The 17,922-nt window shown below is 67.4% G+C and carries 15 protein-coding genes and 1 pseudogene; 9 read left to right on the top strand and 7 right to left on the bottom strand.

Features of this window, described 5'->3' with window-relative positions; all coding sequences use genetic code 11:
• Positions 1-32: 32 nt before the first annotated feature.
• The 3 genes from ACTHN1_RS11330 to dnaA form a co-directional block, all read right to left on the bottom strand.
• Complete coding sequence (locus ACTHN1_RS11330) at positions 33-413, bottom strand: VOC family protein (protein ID WP_440471045.1); 381 nt, start codon at positions 411-413, stop codon at positions 33-35.
• Between the two features lie 148 nt (positions 414-561).
• Positions 562-1,662 carry a DNA polymerase III subunit beta gene (gene dnaN, locus ACTHN1_RS11325; RefSeq protein WP_295376695.1) on the bottom strand — a complete coding sequence of 367 codons (1,101 nt, stop codon included), beginning with the start codon at positions 1,660-1,662 and terminating at the stop codon, positions 562-564.
• 230 nt (positions 1,663-1,892) lie between these two features.
• Complete coding sequence (gene dnaA / locus ACTHN1_RS11320) at positions 1,893-3,218, bottom strand: chromosomal replication initiator protein DnaA (protein WP_440471044.1); 1,326 nt, start codon at positions 3,216-3,218, stop codon at positions 1,893-1,895.
• A gap of 285 nt (positions 3,219-3,503) precedes the next feature.
• Here dnaA and rpmH point away from each other — a divergent pair, with 285 nt between their 5' ends.
• The 6 genes from rpmH (at position 3,504) to ACTHN1_RS11290 (ending at position 11,118) form a co-directional block, all read left to right on the top strand.
• Complete coding sequence (rpmH, locus tag ACTHN1_RS11315) at positions 3,504-3,644, top strand: 50S ribosomal protein L34 (RefSeq protein WP_097123437.1); 141 nt, start codon at positions 3,504-3,506, stop codon at positions 3,642-3,644.
• Between the two features lie 91 nt (positions 3,645-3,735).
• Positions 3,736-4,161 carry a ribonuclease P protein component gene (gene rnpA / locus ACTHN1_RS11310; protein ID WP_440471043.1) on the top strand — a complete coding sequence of 142 codons (426 nt, stop codon included), beginning with the start codon at positions 3,736-3,738 and terminating at the stop codon, positions 4,159-4,161.
• 13 nt (positions 4,162-4,174) lie between these two features.
• Complete coding sequence (gene yidC, locus ACTHN1_RS11305) at positions 4,175-5,890, top strand: membrane protein insertase YidC (RefSeq protein ID WP_440471042.1); 1,716 nt, start codon at positions 4,175-4,177, stop codon at positions 5,888-5,890.
• 97 nt (positions 5,891-5,987) lie between these two features.
• On the top strand, positions 5,988-8,657 hold the full coding sequence (locus ACTHN1_RS11300; RefSeq protein WP_440471041.1) for a polysaccharide deacetylase family protein: 2,670 nt from the start codon (positions 5,988-5,990) through the stop codon (positions 8,655-8,657).
• Entirely contained in the window at positions 8,654-10,003 is a 1,350-nt protein-coding gene (gene mnmE, locus ACTHN1_RS11295) for a tRNA uridine-5-carboxymethylaminomethyl(34) synthesis GTPase MnmE (protein ID WP_440471040.1), read from the top strand. Before ACTHN1_RS11300 ends, mnmE begins: the two co-directional genes overlap by 4 nt.
• A 92-nt stretch (positions 10,004-10,095) precedes the next feature.
• Positions 10,096-11,118 (top strand): energy transducer TonB, encoded by a 1,023-nt coding sequence (locus ACTHN1_RS11290; RefSeq protein ID WP_440471039.1) that lies wholly within the window; start codon positions 10,096-10,098, stop codon positions 11,116-11,118.
• Between the two features lie 88 nt (positions 11,119-11,206).
• Here the strand turns inward: ACTHN1_RS11290 and ACTHN1_RS11285 are convergent, their stop codons facing one another.
• The 4 genes from ACTHN1_RS11285 to ACTHN1_RS11270 all read right to left on the bottom strand — a co-directional run bounded on the left by ACTHN1_RS11285 (position 11,207) and on the right by ACTHN1_RS11270 (position 15,648).
• A complete protein-coding gene (locus ACTHN1_RS11285; protein ID WP_440471038.1) occupies positions 11,207-12,388 on the bottom strand; it encodes an ABC transporter permease in 1,182 nt (393 codons plus the stop codon).
• Positions 12,385-13,131, bottom strand: a complete 747-nt coding sequence (locus ACTHN1_RS11280) for an ABC transporter ATP-binding protein (protein WP_440471037.1) — start codon at positions 13,129-13,131, stop codon at positions 12,385-12,387. Before ACTHN1_RS11280 ends, ACTHN1_RS11285 begins: the two co-directional genes overlap by 4 nt.
• A 52-nt stretch (positions 13,132-13,183) precedes the next feature.
• Positions 13,184-14,695 (bottom strand): alpha/beta hydrolase, encoded by a 1,512-nt coding sequence (locus tag ACTHN1_RS11275; RefSeq protein WP_440471036.1) that lies wholly within the window; start codon positions 14,693-14,695, stop codon positions 13,184-13,186.
• A 143-nt stretch (positions 14,696-14,838) separates the two neighbouring features.
• Positions 14,839-15,648: a ferredoxin--NADP reductase gene (locus tag ACTHN1_RS11270; RefSeq protein WP_440471237.1), complete on the bottom strand. Its 810-nt coding sequence runs from the start codon at positions 15,646-15,648 to the stop codon at positions 14,839-14,841.
• Between the two features lie 91 nt (positions 15,649-15,739).
• Between ACTHN1_RS11270 and ACTHN1_RS11265 the strand changes: the two genes are divergently transcribed.
• The 3 genes and pseudogenes from ACTHN1_RS11265 to ACTHN1_RS11255 all read left to right on the top strand — a co-directional run.
• Positions 15,740-16,654: an ABC transporter ATP-binding protein gene (locus tag ACTHN1_RS11265; protein WP_440471236.1), complete on the top strand. Its 915-nt coding sequence runs from the start codon at positions 15,740-15,742 to the stop codon at positions 16,652-16,654.
• A complete protein-coding gene (locus tag ACTHN1_RS11260; RefSeq protein ID WP_440471035.1) occupies positions 16,651-17,421 on the top strand; it encodes an ABC transporter permease in 771 nt (256 codons plus the stop codon). The genes ACTHN1_RS11265 and ACTHN1_RS11260 overlap by 4 nt, the downstream gene beginning before the upstream one ends.
• A 79-nt stretch (positions 17,422-17,500) precedes the next feature.
• Positions 17,501-17,922 (top strand): annotated as a pseudogene (locus tag ACTHN1_RS11255) (OmpA family protein); the annotation flags it as partial.

Genomic DNA, 17,922 nt, shown 5'->3' with positions numbered 1-17,922 from the left:
ACTCCAGCCTGGACGCGGCGCCAGCAGCGCGCTCATTCCCAGGTATTCGCCTTCTGCCGGAAGCCGCTTCGATACGGCCGGCCGACGCAGAAGCGATGCCCGCTGGGCGCCTGCATCACTACCCAGCCTTCCTCGTGACGGGCGACCAGGACGGCACCCAGGCGCTCGAGCCGGACGACTTCCTCCGGGATTGCGTCGGTCTCCAGATCCAGATGCACGCGTGGCGCATGACCGACCCGCTGGAGAATGACCTGGACTTCACCCGGCGAGGTCCGCAGCTGGATGAATCGGTCGTCTTCCGGGGGCGCTTCGGGCAGGGGACAGCCCAGGGCCGCGCTCCAGAACCTGGCCTGGGCCGGAAGATCGTCGGTCTGGCAGTCGATGACTAGGTTGCCCAATCTGCTCCTGTGCATGTCCGGCCACCTGCCGATGGGGTATCCGACCCGACGGTACCGAAACCCATGCGGTGTTCCCGTGAGAATCCGGCAACGTCGGGATTCCCAAAACGAAAACGCCCGGCATCAGGCCGGGCGAACTTCGTGTTCCACGTGAAACAGGACGTCAGAGGCGCAGCGGCATGACCACATGACGGGACTTTTCGCTGCTGGCTTCACGGACCAGCGCCGAGGAGTTGGCGTCGCGCAGCTGGATCACGACCTGTTCGTCGCGCAGCGCGCTGAGCGCGTCCAGCAGGTAGTTGACGTTGAAGCCGATGGCCAGGCCGTCGACCTTGGTGTCGGCCTCGATTTCTTCCTGCGCCTCTTCCTGCTCGGGATTGTGCGCGCTGATCCGGAGCTGGCCCGGCGAGACTTCCACCCGCACGCCGCGGTACTTCTCGTTGGACAGGATCGCCGCGCGTTGCAGGGCCGCGCGCAGGACCTCGCGATCCAGCAGGACCTCGCGGTCGGCGCCAATCGGAATCACCGCCGCGTAGTCCGGGAAGCGACCATCGATCAACTTGGAAGTGAAGGTCACGTCGTCACGCTTGACCCGGATGTGGCTGCGGCCGACTTCCAGTTCGAGGGCGCGATCGCCGCCTTCCAGCAGGCGCTGCAGTTCGGTCACGCCCTTGCGCGGCACGATGATCTGGCGCTTGGACAGCGGCGCGCCTTCCAGGGTGGCTTCGCACAAGGCCAGGCGATGGCCGTCGGTGGCCACGCAGCGCAGGGTCCGGTCCGCCAGATCGAACAGCAGGCCGTTGAGGTAATAGCGCACGTCCTGCTGCGCCATCGCGAACGCGGTGCGTTCGATGAGTTCCTTCAGGGTCGCTTCCGGCACGTCGACGCGCTCGGTCGCCTCTACTTCGTCCACCGACGGGAAATCATTGGCTGGCAGGGTAGCCAGGGTGAACCGGCTGCGACCGGCCTGCACGGTGACCTTGTCCGCCGATTGGCTGACCGTGACCTTGCTGCCGTCGGGCAGGGCGCGGACGATTTCGAACAGCTTGCGCGCGGGGATGGTGGTCTCACCGTCCTGGGCGTCTTCGACCGCGCTGCGCGCGATCATTTCCACTTCCAGATCGGTGCCGGTCAGCGAGAGCTGTCCGTTCTGCACCTGCACCAGGAAGTTCGCCAGGACCGGCAGGGTCTGCCGCCGTTCGACCACATTGACCACCTGGGCCAACGGCTTGAGGAATGCTTCGCGCTGAAGGCTGAAACGCATGTCGGTGGTTGCCCCTTGTGCCTTGTGCTTCTAAAAAGAAGGAAAGATCTTAAAAACTGGTGGTGATGGTTTCGCCGATTTCAGTGGGGAAGCATCACAAACATTTGAATCGCAAAGATTTTCCGACAGATCCAACCCCGTGGACAAGCCCCTCGGGAGACACCTTGAAACCTGTGGATAAATTTTGGCGGAAATTCCAGCCACAGTTTGTCCACAAGGGAACAGGCGGCTTACTCACTGAGTTTACGGATCAACTTATCCCAATCCTCGCGGAGTTTGCCATCGGTCTCCATCAGGCTGCGGATCTGCCGGCAGGCATGCAGCACGGTGGTGTGATCGCGACCGGCGAAGGCGTCGCCGATTTCCGGGAGGCTGTGTTCGGTCAGTTCCTTGGCCAGCGCCATCGCGACCTGGCGCGGACGCGCCAGCGAGCGGGTACGGCGCTTGGACAGCAGGTCCTTGATCTGCAGCCCGTAGTAGTCGGCCACGGTCTTCTGGATGTTGGGAATGCTGATCGCCTGCTGCTGCGCGCGCAGCAGATCGCGCAGGGTTTCCTGGGCGAATTCCGGCGTGATCGCGCGTCCGGTGAAGTTCGCGCGCGCGGCCAGCGTGTTGAGCGCGCCTTCCAGATCGCGCACGTTGCTGCGCATCTTCTTGGCCAGCAGGAACGCGACCTCATCCGGAATCTCGGCGCCGCGGTCGCGTGCCTTGGCCAGGACGATCGCCGCGCGGGTCTCGAAATCCGGCGGTTCGATCGCCACCGACAGGCCCCACGCCAGCCGCGACTTCAGCCGCGGCTCCAGGCCCTCGACCTCGCGCGGATAGCGATCGCAGGTGAGGATGATCTGCTGGCGGCTGTCGAACAGCGCGTTGAAGGTGTGGAAGAACTCTTCCTGGGTGCGGTCCTTGCCGGCGAAGAACTGGATATCGTCGATCAGCAGCGCATCGACCTGCTGGAAGCGGCGCTTGAACTGATCCATCGATTTTTCGATCAGCGCCTTGGTCATCGCGCTGAAGAACTGTTCCGAGCGCAGGTAGAGCACCCGCGCGTTCGGGTTCTGCCGGCGCATCTCGTTGCCGGCGGCGAACATCAGGTGGGTCTTGCCCAGGCCGGTGCCGCCGTACAGCAGCAGCGGGTTGTGGGCGCGATCACCGGGTTTCTGCGCGGCCTGCCAGGCGGCGGCGCGGCCCAACTGGTTGCTGCGGCCCTCGACGAAGTTGTCGAAGGTGTAGTGGGTGTCCAGGTTGCCCGCGTAGGGCTCGGCGGCGGCGGTGGGAGCAGCCAGGCCCGGTGCGGCGGCGCGGGCCGGTTCCGGCGCGCGTGCGCGCGAACCAATTTCCAGCGAAACCTCCGCATGGCCGGCGAAGTAGTCCAGCAGTTCCCGGATCCGGTCCAGGTAACGTTCGCGGACCTGTTCCACGATGAAGGCGTTGGGGGCGTACAGGACCACCGCATCGCTGCGCTGTTCGGCCTGCAGCGGCTTCAACCAGGTGTGTACATCCTCTGCCGGAAATTCGGCTTCCAGGCGTTCAAGGCAGCGGGGCCAGGCATCCATCGCGTGAAACAACTCGTTCTTGATAAGGTGTGGAAAACACGCCGCCGCGCCACGCGCCAGCGCGGTCGGAAGCCTGTAAAGAAGGGGTCGGCCAGACTACCACCGCCACCCCGTCGCGCCAATGGCTCCTGTGCATAAGATGTGGATGAGTGGACCGGCGGCGATCCCTGCGCGTGCGCGGTCTTGCGGGACCCATTTCGATCTTCTTCACCGGTGTTGACCGTAACCGGCGGATACCTATAGAATTTCCGGTTCTTTCCATCCGCAACCCCGCACGAGGGCCCCATGGCCACCAAGCGCACTTACCAACCCAGCAATCTCAAGCGCAAGCGCGACCACGGTTTCCGTGCCCGCATGAAGACCGCCGACGGTCGCAAGATCCTGTCGCGTCGCCGCGCCAAGGGCCGCAAGCGCCTCACCGCCTGATGGCTTTGCCGCAGTTCGCGGCCAAGACATCAATCATGCGATGCCCTTGCCAGGAGCCCGCACTGAACAACGGTGCGGGCTTCTTGCTGTCATGAGCGCAGCGTTTCCACGTCATGCCCGGGTCCGTACGGGCGCGGAGTATGCCCGCGTCTTCGAGCAGTCGCGTCGCTGCGCGGATCCTTTGCTGAGCCTGCATTGGCTGGCTGGAGAACATCCGGCCCGGCTGGGCATGGCCGTTTCCCGCAAGGTCGACACCCGCGCGGTGGGCCGCAACCGCATCAAGCGCCAACTGCGCGAGCAGTTCCGCAGCCTGCGTCCGCAGCTGCCCGCCGGCGACTATGTGGTGGTCGCGCGGCCGGCGGCCAGGACCGCCAGCAACGCACAACTGCGGGAAACCTTTGTCCGTGTTCTCGTCCGCGCCGGCGCATTGCCGCCGACTCCGGCGGTAGGCACAATGCCGGCGGCCTTGAATTCCCTCTCTTCTCCCTCCACGACACCGGAACCCGACGCCGGTTGAGATTGCCTGTCCGATGAACCAGACCCGTGTTTTCCTGATTTTCGCCTGGCTGATGGTGGCGATCCTGTTGTGGATGGAGTGGGGCAAGTTCAATGCGCCCGCAGCCGCCCCGATCACCGCGGCGGCGACCACCGCGGCCCAGGGCAGCACCGTGCCCACGTCCGCGCCGACCGCGCAGCCCGGCAGCACGGTGCCGCAGGCGGCGCCCGCCGTGGCCCCTGCCGCGACCGCGTCGGCGACGCCCTCGACCGCACAGCGCGTGACGGTCAGCAGCGACGTGCTGAAGCTGGTGCTGGACGGTGGCAGCGTGCTGGAGTCAGAGCTGCTGCACTACCCGCAGGACAAGCGCCCCGGCAGCCCGGCGGTCAAGCTGTTCAATCAGGATCCGGCGCATTACTACGTCGCCGAGAGCGGCTGGGTCGCGGCCGGCACCACGCGCGCCGCGCCCAACCACGAGAAGGGCTTCGTGCCGGAAGCCGGCACCGCGTTCGCGCTCGCGGCGGGCAGCAACGAAATCTCGGTGCCCTTCATCTGGCGCGGCCCGGATGGCGTCAGCATCCGCCGCACCTACACGCTCAAGCGCGGCGAGTACGCGGTGCAGGTGCGCGACGAGGTGGTCAATGCCGGCGGCGCGCCGTGGCAGGGCGCGATCTACCGCCAGCTGACCCGCACCCCGCCACTGGTCAAGCGTGGCATGACCAATCCGGAGTCCTTCAGTTTCAACGGTGCGACCTGGTATGACGGCAACTACCAGCGCCGCAAGTTCGATGACGATTACCTGGAAGACGGTCGCGTCGACTGGCGCGGCACCGGTGGCTGGATCGCGATGCTCCAGCACCATTTCTTCACCGCCTGGATTCCGCAGGCCGCCGATCACGCCACCATCTCGCTGGACGAGCCGAAGTACGCCAGTGGCCCGCGTCCGTTGATCCGCGAGATGGGCGATACGCTGAATGTCGCGCCGGGCCAGACCGTGGCCACCACCGCGCGGCTGTGGGTCGGTCCCAAGCTGGTCAACAAGATCAAGGCCGAGAACGTGCCGGGCCTGCACCGCGCGGTCGACTACAGCCAGTTCAAGATCTTCGATTTCATCGGTCAGGGCCTGTTCTGGATCCTCGCCCACCTGCATGCGCTGCTGGGCAACTGGGGCTGGTCGATCATCGGCCTGGTGGTGCTGGTGAAGGCCGTGCTGTATCCGCTGTCGGCGGCGCAGTACAAGAGCTTCGCCAAGATGCGCAAGTTCCAGCCGCGCATCCAGCAGTTGAAGGAACGCTACGGCGACGACAAGCAGAAGTTCCAGGTCGCCATGATGGAGCTGTACAAGAAGGAGAAGATCAATCCGATGGGCGGCTGCCTGCCGATCCTGGTGCAGATGCCGATCTTCCTGTCCCTGTACTGGGTGCTGGTGGAGTCGGTGGAACTGCGCCAGGCGCCTTGGTTCGCCTGGATCCAGGACCTGACCGCGCAGGATCCCTATTTCATCCTGCCGATCCTCAACATGCTGGTGATGTGGCTGACCCAGAAGCTGACGCCGGCGCCGGGCATGGATCCGATGCAGCAGAAGATGATGCAGTTCATGCCGCTGGTGTTCGGCGTGATGATGGCCTTCTTCCCGTCCGGCCTGGTCCTGTACTGGGTCACCAACGGCACGCTGGGTCTGCTGCAGCAGTGGTGGATGACCAAGCGGCACGGCGAACCCGCCACCCCCGCGGTCACCGCCAAGAAGTAAACCGAGTCACTTCGAAAAACCCGCCGCAAGGCGGGTTTTTCATGGCCGCGCTAACATGCGCGGCGTCTTACACACCGTGGGTCCGGCCCGTACCGCAATGCCTATCCGTCGCTTCCTTCCCCTGTTCCTGGCGTTGATGGCCGGCGCGGCGTTGTCCGCCTGTGGCGACCGGAGGGAAGCCGGAGCGGGCACGGAGTCGCCGTCGTCCTCGACTTCGCAGGCCGGTGACGTCGCTGGCCTGGATACCCGCGCCATCGACGACGAACTGAAGGCGCAACTGGAGAACCACCGCAGGATCATCGTCCTGCTCGACGACGAGACCGCCTTGCCGCCGGCCGCGCGGGCCAGCGCGAGCGCGATCGGACAGAGCCTGTTCCATGACAATCTGGAACGCGCGGACCGGCTGCGCGGCCTGTTCGCGGCCCTGCTGGCGCGACCCGAAACCGAACGCTTCGCCGCCATCGGCGGCCGGCTGGACTACATCGAATCGGCCCCGGATCTGCACGACGCGGATCGGCTGGCCTTCCGTGAAGTGCTGGGAGACCTGCAAGCGCTGGTCGGCAAGGACTCCTCGCTGCCGGCGATCAAGCTGCACCAGCGCATCGGCGAGGACCTCGAGGCACTGGAGGAAATCGAACGCAACTACAACCGCGAGATCACCCGCATCTTCAGCCGCTTCGACGCCACCCGCGCGATCGAACTCAAGCGCGAGAAGTGGGACGACTACGTGGCCAGCCTGCGCAAGCGCTACGACCGCGACGCGCTGTTGCGCGAGTACGGAGTGATCGCGCCCTATCCGATGTCGATGGCCGACGGTGACCGTGAAGTGTTCGGGCGCGATCTGCCTGCGAAGACGGTGGTGCTGAGTTTCGACGACGGCCCGCATCGTGCCTACACCGAGGAAATCGTCGCGATCCTCAAGCGCTACGACGTCCCCGCGACCTTCTTCCAGGTCGGCCGCAACCTGGGCAGGCTCGATGACAAGGGGCAGGCCACGCTCGGGCCGCTGGCGGGCGTGACCCGCGAGCTGATCGCGCAGGGCTATACGGTCGGCAACCACAGCCTGACCCATGCCCAGCTGTCCAAGCAGACCGGCGATGCGCTGCGCAGCCAGATCCTCGACACCGACACCTTGCTGCGTGACGTGGACGCGCGCCGCGCGCCGCTGTTCCGGTTTCCTTACGGCGCGCGCAATGCCGAGGGCATGCGCATTCTCGGCGAGGCCAAACTGCGCTCGGTGATGTGGAACATCGACTCGCTGGACTGGGCCGACCCGGTGCCCGAATCGATCGTCCAGCGGGTGATCGACCAGGTCCACAAGGAACAGCGCGGCATCCTGCTGTTCCATGACATCCACGAACGCACGGTCAAGGCGCTGCCGCAGATCCTGGATCGCCTCTCCGCCGAGGGTTACCAGTTCGCGGCCTGGAACGGCCGCGACTTCAGCGTCGCCCGGGCCGCGCGCAGCCAGGAGGCCGCGGTCACCACCGGCTATGCGCGATCCTGGGCCATCGTCATCGGCATCGACGACTATGCGCGTTGGCCGAAGCTGCGCTACGCCGGCAACGACGCGCAGGCGATCGCCGATACCCTGACCGGCCAGTTCGGCTTTCCGTCTTCCCAGGTCATCGTGCTCAAGGACAAGGAAGCCACCCGCAACAACATCCTGGCGGCGTTCCATGATCGGCTGGGCCATGGCGGGCTTGGCAAGAACGATCGCGTGTTCGTGTTCTTCGCCGGCCACGGCGCGACCCGCCGGTTGGCATCCGGGCGCGAGCTGGGCTACATCATTCCGGTCGATTCGGATCCGACGCAGTTCGCCAATGACGCCATCGCGATGACCGACATCCAGAACATCGCCGAAAGCCTGGAAGCCAAGCACGTGATGTTCGTGATGGATGCCTGCTACAGCGGCCTGGGCCTGACCCGTGGCGGCAACGGCGCCAGCGCCTACCTGCGCGAGAACGCGCGCCGGATCGCGCGGCAGATGCTGACCGCCGGCGGCGCCGACCAGCAGGTGGCCGACAGCGGCCCCAATGGCCACTCGGTGTTCACCTGGGTGCTGCTGCAGGCGCTGTCGGGCAAGGGCGATCTGAACGGCGACGGCCTGATCACCGGCACCGAACTGGCGGCCTACGTCGCGCCGGCGGTATCGGGCATCTCGGCGCAGACGCCGGCGTTCGGATCCCTGCCCGGTTCGCAGGGCGGCGAGTTCGTGTTCGAGGTGCCGGCGGGCGATGAATTCCTCACCGCCGGTACGCAGCAGCTGTCGACCGAGGCGATCGCGCTCAATGGCAAGGTCGAGGCGTCCACGCCCGGGACGGGCGCGGGGCAGGTGACGATCCGGGATCTGCAGGGCGACGCGCGCCAGGTGGTGGTGCCTGCGGCCGCCGGGCGCATGTCCGACCGCCAGCAGGCGCAGCGCGCCAATGATCGCGGCCTGCAGCTGTACAAGGAAAAGCGCTACGCCGAAGCCGAGGAAGCCTTCGCCGAGGCGTTGAAGCTGCGCCCCGACTTCGCCCTGGCGGCCAACAACCTGGGCTTCGTCTATTACCGCCAGGCCAAGTACGCGCAGGCGGCGCGCTGGCTGGAGAACACCGTGCGGATCGACCCTTCGCGCGCGGTCGCCTATCTCAATCTCGGCGACGCCTACCGGCATCTGGATGACGTGGCCAAGGCGGAAAAGGCCTATCGCACCTATCTCGAACTGCAGCCGACCGGCGCCTCGGCCGACACCGTGCGCGAACAGCTCAGGCAGCTGCAATGAACGCGATGGCGCCACTGGACACCATCGCCGCGATCGCCACCGCGCCCGGCGCGGGCGGCGTCGGCATCGTGCGCCTGTCCGGACCCCGCGCGCTGGCCATCGCCACGACGATGTGCGGACGCGAACTGCAACCGCGCCGCGCCCATCACGTGCGCTTCGATGACGGCGAGGGCGGAACGCTGGACGACGGCATCGCGCTGGCGTTTCCCGGTCCGGCCAGCTTCACCGGGGAAGACGTCGCCGAACTGCAGGCGCATGGCAGCCCGGTCGTGCTGCACGCGCTGGTGGATCGCGCCTGTGCGCTCGGCGCGCGGCGCGCGCGCCCGGGCGAATTCAGCGAGCGCGCCTTTCACAACGGCAAGCTGGATCTGGCCCAGGCCGAGGCGGTGGCCGATCTGATCGCCGCCTCGGACACGCGCGCGGCGCGCGCCGCGCGGCGTTCGCTGGATGGCGTGTTCTCGCGTCGCGTGGATGCGATCGCCGCGACCCTGCTGCGTCTGCGCGTGCACGTCGAGGCGGCGATCGATTTCGCCGACGAGTCGATCGAGACGCTGGGCGGCGGCGAAGTCCGCGCCGGCCTGGAGGCGGCGCAGGTGGAATTGCGGCAGTTGCTCGCCGACGCCGAGCGCGGGCGCAAACTGCGCGACGGGCTGCACACGGTGATCGTCGGTCCGCCCAATGCCGGCAAGAGTTCGCTGCTCAACGCGCTGGCCGGCAGCGACCGCGCCATCGTCACCGACGTGGCCGGTACGACCCGCGACACCCTGCACGAGACCATCCGCCTGGACGGGCTCGAATTGCACCTGGTCGATACCGCCGGCCTGCGCGAGGGGGGCGATGCGATCGAGCGCGAAGGCATGCGCCGGGCGCGCGCCGAACTCCAGCGGGCCGATCTGGCCCTGATCGTGGTCGACGCCCGCGACGTGCAGGCCGGCGCGGCGGCGGTCGCCGGGGTCATCGCCGATGTTCCCCGGCGCCTGTGGATCCACAACAAGATCGATCTGCTGCCGGCGCCGCCGCGGGACACGGACCCCGAGGTGGTCGCCGTATCGGCCGCCACCGGCCATGGGCTGCCGGCGCTGCACGCCCGCCTGCGAGAACTTGCCGGCCAGGGCGCGGGCGAGGGCAGCGAGGGCGAATTCACCGCCCGGGCTCGCCATGTCGACGCCCTGCGCCGGGCCGGCGGGCACGTGGAACAGGCAAAGGGTGAACTGAATCACGAAATGCTGGAGCTGGCGGCCGAGGAGCTCCGGTTGGCGCATGACGCATTAGGCGAGGTCACCGGCCGGATTTCCGCCGACGAAATGCTGGGATACATCTTCTCCACCTTCTGCATCGGCAAATAAGGTGACAAGATTGACAGACGGGGTGTGATCCCGTGTGCTGGGGCACGCGGGGTCCGTTGATTCACTTTTCGTGTTTCTGGGGGAAACAACCGATGCTGTCGAACCTGCACTACGCCAAGCCGCGCTTGGTGGTACCTCTGCTATTGGTACTGGCCATCGCCGCCTGCTCCAAGGATGAACCGGCCACGGCGCCCGCCGCCGGCCAGGCCGCCGCCGCCGGCCAGGCGGCGCCACCACCGCCGGCGGTCTCGGCGGAAGTCCAGGCCATGAACGTGGATCAACTCCGCGACGCCGCCACCAACGCGCTGCGCGAGAACCGCATCTACGCACCGGGCGGCAACAACGCCATGGAGTACTACCTCGCCCTGCGCGACAAGCTGCCCAACGATCCGGGCGTGACCAGCGCCTTGACCGATCTGATGCCCTACACGCTGATCGCCGCCGAGCAGAGCATCGCCCGCGAAGAGTTCACCGAGGCGCAGCGCCTGTCGGCGATCATCGAGAAAGCCGATCCCAAGGCGCCGGCCTTGCCGCGACTGAAGCAGAGCATCGCCAGCGCGCAGGAAGCGGTCGCCCAGCGGGCCGAGGACAGCGAGGCCAAGACCAAGGCGGCCGAGGAAAACCGGTTGAAGGAACAGCAGCGACTGGCGCAGCAGGCCGAACAGCAGCGCGCGAGCGAAGCGGCCGCGGCGCAGCAGCTGGTGCAGCAGCAGGAAGCGGCGCGACAGGAAGCCGAGCGGCAGGCCGCCGCCCGTCGCGAGGCCGAGCAGCGCGAAGCCGCCGCCCGCGCCGCCGCCGCGCCGGCACCCGCGACGCCGGCTTCGGCACCGGCCAGCACCGCGTCGAACTCCGGCGCGGGCAACCAGCTGCGTCCGATCAGCACGCCGGCGCCGCGCTATCCGCCGGAAGCCCTGCGCGCCGGCACCGCCGGTGAAGTACTGGTCGAGTTCACCGTTGGCACGGATGGCTCGGTCACCTCCGCGCGGGTGGTGCGCGCCACCCCGGCGCGGGTGTTCGACCGCGAAGCGGTCAACGCGGCCAAGCGCTGGAAGTTCCAGCCGGTGAGCGAACCGGTCACCACCCGCCGCACCATCGGCTTCAATCCGGGCGGTTGATCCGAAGTAACCGGCGAAGGAAACACGAGGCAAAAGAAAAGGGGGCGGAAATTCCGCCCCCTTTTTTTTTCGTTCCGGTGTCCGCGCATCAACCGGAAATCGCCAGCCGCTCCTGGTGGTAGCGGCGCACCGCGGCGAACCACAGCAGCGCGGCCAGGCCGAACGCGCAGGCCAGGTAGATGCCCCAGATCTGCGGGCTGATGGCCTCGTTGCGGATGACCTTGAGGATCAGCTGGTTCTGCGCCAGGAACGGCACCGCGAACTGCCACAGCTGGCTCTTCACCGGACTGGCCATCAACGCGAAGGTCGGCACCATCGGCAGCAGCAGCAGCCAGGTCATGTGGCTCTGCGCTTCCTTCATGCTCTTGGCGCTGGCGGCCAGCCAGGTCAGCAGCGAGGTGCCGATGAACAGCATCGGCAGCAGCACCAGCAGCATCTGCGCCATCGCCGGGAACGACACGTTCAACTGGCGGCCGACCCCGGAGGAAATCTGCGCGCTGATGCGGAACGCCAGCAGGGTCAGGACCAGTGTGCCCATGCCGATCACGCAGGCCGCCGCGATCTTGCCGCTGACCACCGCGCCGCGCGAGGCCGGCGTGGCCAGCAACGGCTCCAGCGACTGCCGTTCGCGTTCGCCGGCGGTGGCGTCGAGGATCAGGTAGGCGCCGCCGATGAACGAGGTCAGGATCAGCAGATACGGCAGCAGCACCGACAGCAGCACGCCGCGCTTGGCTTCGGGCGTGGCGAGATCCTGCGCGCCGATGTTCACCGGCTTGGCGACCGACGCATCGATGCCGCGCGCCATCAGCCGCAGCGCGCCGGCCTGCTGGCTGTAGATCGCCAGCGTGGTTTCCAGCCGGCGGCTGGGAATCTCGGCGTCGCGGCGGGTGCTGTCCTTGATGATCTCCACCAGCGCCGGCTTGCCGGCGCGCCAGTCCCTGGCGTAGTCGGGGCTGATGCGCAGGGCGACGTCGATGTCCTGGTTGCGGATGGCGGCGGACAGATCCTTGGGCGGTTCCACCGCCTTGAGGCCGTAGCTGGCGAGGAAGGCGACCAGGTTGGGCGCGTTCTCCTTGCCGACCACGGGGATGTCCAGGTCCTTGTCGATCTGGGTGCGGGCGCGCTTCTCGGCCAGCGAACCCATGCCCAGCATCAGCGCCGGGTACAGCAGCGGGCCGAGGAACAGCGCCAGCGCGAGGGTGCGGCGATCGCGCGACAGATCCCTGAGTTCCTTGCGCATCACGGTGAAGACGGTACCGAACAGGCTCATGCGTGCAGTCCCTCCTCGGACCCGATCACTTTGACGAAGGCGTCTTCCAGGTTGTCCTCGCCGACCTGCTGGCGCAGTTCGTCGGCGGTGCCGGCGGCGACCACGCGGCCCTTGGCGATGACCACGATGCGATCACACAGCGCGGCGACTTCCTGCATGATGTGGCTGGAGAAGATCACGCAGCGGCCTTCCTCGCGCAGCTGGCGTAGGAAGCCGCGCATCGCGCGGGTGGTCATCACGTCGAGGCCGTTGGTCGGTTCGTCGAGGATGACGTTCTTCGGGTCGTGCACCAGCGCGCGGGCGATCGCGGTCTTGGTGCGCTGGCCCTGCGAGAACCCCTCGGTCTGCCGATCCAGGATGTCGTCCATGTCCAGCGCCTGCGACAGCTTGCGGGTGCGCTCGGCGATGACCTCGCGCGACAGGCCGTGCAGTTCGCCGAAGTAGGCGATGTTCTCGCGCGCGGTCAGGCGCTTGTAGACGCCGCGCGCGTCCGGCAGCACGCCCAGCGAGCGGCGCACCGCGACCGGGTCGCGGGTGGCGTCGACGCCGTCGACCAGCACGCTGCCGCGATCCGGCGACATCAGCGTGTACAGCATGCGCATGGTGGTGGTCTTGCCGGCGCCGTTGGGGCCGAGCAGGCCGGTGATTTCGCCGTCGCGCGCCTGGAAGCTCACCGCGTCCACCGCGTTGACCAGGCCGGTCTTGGTCTTGAAGCTCTTGTGCAGATCCTGTGCCACGATCATTGAATCTCTCCTGGAATCGCGCCGGTGGATGGGAAGGAGATGCAGGAATCCATCACGGCTCCCATCCATTGAAACCGGTGAAGGCGGGCGTGCCGTCGATCGCGTCCAGGCACTTGGCATCCAGCGCCTTCGCGTCGCCGGATTCGATGAACTGGCTCACCAGCTTGGGCATGCAGCCCTGGCCGATCACGTTGTGGCCCTGGCCACGCAGGACCAGGTGGCGGCCATTGGCCAGTCCCTTGAGCACCGCTTCGCCATAGCTGGGCGGAGTGACCGGATCCTGTTCGCCGGACATCAGCAGCGCCGGCACCTTCGACACCAGCGGCTGGTTGAAACCGGCCGGGCGTTCGCCCTTGGGCCAGACCGCGCAGGGGCTGAAGAACAGCCGCGCCAGATCGTCGCCCATCACCGTGTTGGCGTCGGCCGGATCCGGCCGGTAGCGGTCCGCATCCTCGGCGCAGATCACCGACAGCTGCATGCCCCGCGCCATCTGCCCGGAGACCTGGCCGTCCATGAACTTGGCCAGCGACATCAGCGGTCCGTAGCGGCCCTGGTCGGCTTCATCCAGCACCAACGGCAGCAGCGAGGTGGTCGCCGGCATGTAGGAGAACGCATGGGTCAGGCCGGTCACGGTCGAAGCGGACAGTTTGTCGTGCTTCTCCTCTCCGCTGGAGGGATCCCGGTAGGTCACCTCCACCGGCGCGGCGGACAGGCGCTGCTTCAGCGCCAGCAGGCGGGTGCGCAGATCGGTCGGATAACGCGCGCGACAGGCCGCGTCGGCGGCGCAGGCCTTGGATTGCAGCGCCAGCGCATCGTCGAAGCGACGGGCGAACTCGCCGCCGACCACCAGCGAATTCGGCGCCACGCCATCGAGCACGATCGCGCGGGTGTGTTGCGGATAGGTGCCGGCGTACTGCTGGGCGACGCGGGTGCCGTAGGAGACACCGATCAGGTTGATGCGTTCGGCGCCGATCATCTTGCGCACGTCGTCCAGATCCCGGATCGCGTCGGTGGTGGTGTAGAAGCGCAGATCGGCATGTTTGGACAGCGCGTCCACGCAGCGGCGCGAGACGGCCTGCAGGGCCGCCTCGTCGAGGGAGTCCATGTCCGCGACCGACTTGCCGTCCTCGGAATCACTGCATTCCAGCGGATTGGAGCGCCCCGTGCCGCGCTGATCCACCAGCACCACGTGGCGCTGCTTGCGCACCTCGCGCAGGGCGGCGTCGACCATGACCGCGTGCTCGGTCGCGGCCTGGCCGGGACCGCCCGCCAGGAAGAACACCGGATCCTCGAGGGCCGCGCCCTCGTCGGTGGCCGGCAGCCAGGCGACATTGAGCGCGATCCTGCGACCCTGCGGGGCCTGGCGGTTCTCCGGCACCTCGAAGGTCGCGCACTGGGCCTCGACGTTGCCGCCGGTACCGGCTTCGGCCAGCGTGCAGGGCTGGAAGGTGATGCGGCCGTAGTGGCGGCCGGTGGCCGCCTTTTCCGGCGAAGGAGCGTTGCTGCAGGCGCTGAGCGCGAGCAGGCCGGCACAGGCCAGCAGGGTCTTGCGGTGGTGTCGCATGGGCATTCGTCCTGGTTGCGATGCGTTTCAGGATGCCATGACGGTGCCCCGCGCCGGATGTGACCAAAGTGCGGCGACTTTTTTCCGGCGGGACGATCGCGGGTTCCGGCGGGTTTCCGGCCGGGAGGGATGGAGGGGGGCGATTACTTGCTGCTGACGTATTTTTCCCGCCGGATCTGCGGGATGGGCAGGCCGGCGGCCTTCAGCGCCTCGAAGCAGGCGTCGACCATGTCCGGATTGCCGCACAGATAGGCGATATCGGTGTCGGCGTTGGGGACGAACTCGGCCAGATGCTGCTGCACGTAGCCCTGGCGCACATCCGGATGCGGATGGTCCGGCAGCTCGCGCGAGAAGCAGGGCACGAAGCGGAACTGCGGATGCCGATCGGCGAAGGCGCGGAAATCGTCGCCGTACAGCAGCTCGGCCGGGGTGCGCGCGCCGAACAGCAGCACCACCTCGATGTCGCGGCCGGCGATCTGCTCGGCCAGCTGCGGCAGCATCGCCCGGTACGGCGTCACCCCGGTGCCGGTGGCGATCAGCAGGTAGCGGCGGTTGCGGTCGTTGGGCATCAGGCAGAACCGGCCGTAGGGCCCGCTGGCGTCGACGTGGCCGCCTTCCGGCAGGCCCTCGAACAGCGCGGTGGCCGCGCCGCCGGGCACGTAACTGACCGCGATCTCCACCGCCTCGCCCGGGCCCAGCCGGTGGTCGTGGATGGTGGCCAGCGAATAGCTGCGCTTGGCCGGGGTGCCGTCGGCGTAGCTGAAATGCACCTGGATGAACTGGCCGGGGATGAAATCCAGGGGCTGGCCGTCGTCGCGGACGAAGACATAGTGGCCGACGCTGGGGGCCAGCATGCGGCGCCCCACGAGCTTCAACGGAAAATGGACGATGGCCAAGGTGCTGGGCGATGGAACGGTGTGGTGCCGGGGTCGACCCGGCGGGGTGCCTATAATAAGCGTTCGTGTCCCCCGGGCGCCCAGGCCGGCGCCGCAAGGTCCCTACGTGTCCCAACCCGTGGTTTCCGCGAACGCGCCCGCGCTCGCCATCTCCGATCTCCGCAAGGTCTACGACAACGGCGTGCAGGCGCTCAAGGGCGTTTCGCTGCAGGTCGCGCCCGGCGACTTCTTCGCCCTGCTCGGCCCCAATGGCGCCGGCAAGTCGACCCTGATCGGCATCGTCAGCTCGCTGGTGAACAAAAGCGGCGGCGAGGTCGAGGTGTTCGGCGTCAACCTGTCGCGCCATCGCGACGACGCCCTGCGCCTGATCGGCCTGGTGCCGCAGGAGCTGAACTTCAACATGTTCGAGAAACCGATCGACATCCTGGTCAACTACGCCGGCTTCTACGGAGTGCCACGCGCCGAGGCGCTGGTGCGGGCGGAAGAGGAGCTCAAGCGCGCACAGCTGTGGGAGAAGGCGCAGATGATGAGCCGCACCCTCTCCGGCGGCATGAAGCGGCGCCTGATGATCGCCCGCGCGATGATGACCCGGCCCCGGCTGCTGATCCTGGACGAACCCACCGCCGGCGTGGACATCGAGATCCGCCGCGGTATGTGGAAGACCCTGAAGGACATCAACGCCGCCGGCACCACCATCATCCTGACCACCCATTACCTCGAAGAGGCCGAAAGCCTCTGCCGCAACCTGGCGATCATCGACCACGGCACCATCGTCGAGCAGGGCCCGATGCGCGCGCTGCTGGCCAAGCTGGACGTGGAAGGGTTTTTGCTCGATATCGATGGCGAGCTGCCAGCACAGCTGCCGGCCATCGAGGGCGCCACCCTGGTGGCGACGGATCCGCACACCCTGGACCTGGACATGCCGCGGGCGATGGATCTCAACCGCGTCTTCGCCGCCCTCAACGAGGCCGGCATCCGGGTGCGCTCGATGCGCACCAAGAGCAACCGGCTGGAGGAACTGTTCGTGCGCATGACCGGCAACGGCAAGGAGCAGGCGGCATGAGCAATCCCAACCTGATCGCCTTCGGGACCATCGTCCGCCGCGAGGTCGCGCGCATCCTGCGCATCTGGGGCCAGACCCTGGTGCCGCCGGCCATCACGATGACCCTGTACTTCCTGATCTTCGGTGGCCTGATCGGCTCGCGGATCGGCGACATGGGCGGCTACAGCTACATGGAGTTCATCGTGCCGGGCCTGGTGATGATGAGTGTCATCCAGAACAGCTACGGCAACATCTCCTCCAGCTTCTTCGGCGCCAAGTTCGGCCGCCACATCGAGGAACTGCTGGTCAGCCCGATGCCCAACTGGGTGATCCTGTGGGGCTACGTGGCCGGCGCGGTGCTGCGCGGGCTGATGGTGGGCGTCATCGTGCTGGCGATCGCGATGTGCTTCACCCACGTGCGCATCCCGCACCCGCTGGTCACCCTGACCACGGTGCTGCTGGGCGCGACGATCTTCTCGCTGGCCGGTTTCATCAACGCGGTCTACGCCAAGAAGTTCGACGACGTGGCGATCGTGCCGACCTTCATCCTCACCCCGCTGACCTACCTGGGCGGCGTGTTCTACTCGGTCAAGCTGCTGCCCTCGTGGGCCGAGGCGATGACCCACGCCAATCCGATCTTCTACATGGTCAACGCCTTCCGCTACGGCCTGCTGGGCGTGAGCGACGTGCCGCTGTGGGTGGCCTACGGGCTGATGCTGGGCTTCGTGGCCGCGCTGTCGGCGCTGGGGCTGTGGCTGCTCCAGCGCGGCGTGGGCTTGCGGAGCTGATGCGGGCGCGATTTCCGCCGCGATCCCATCGCTTACACTTCGCCGCTCATTCCCCCGAACTGGAGCCGAAGTGATGTCGATGAAGTCCGCCGTTCCGATGCTGGCGCTGGGTTTGGCCGTGGGCGTGGCCCTGACGGCGTGCAAGAAGCCGGAGGCCGCCGCCGCTGCCGCGGAGGCACCGGCCGCCGCCGATGCGCCCGCCGCGCAACCTGCCGCGGACACGGCGCCCGCCGCCGCACCGGCTGCCACCGCCGCCGCGCCTGCCGCCGTGGCCTTCGACATCGGCGCGATCCCGGTCAGCGACAAGCCGCTGCCGGCGTGGCCCTACGTCGCGCTGCCGGCGGGCTACGAGTTCGACTACGCCGACGATCTGCCCTCGCGCAGCAAGGATCTGGCCCGCGTGCCGGTATGGACCGGCGGCCAGCTGCTGTGGGTGGAAGGCAAGGTCTTCAGCGACGAGATCGACAACAGCGACGGCAAGACCTATTCGAGGTTCGAGGT

It is taken from the genome of Pseudoxanthomonas sp. (assembly GCF_051953815.1).
In the GTDB taxonomy this organism is placed as follows: domain Bacteria; phylum Pseudomonadota; class Gammaproteobacteria; order Xanthomonadales; family Xanthomonadaceae; genus Pseudoxanthomonas_A.
Note: the sequence above shows the minus strand (reverse complement) of the source record. Positions and strands in the feature narration are given on the sequence as shown.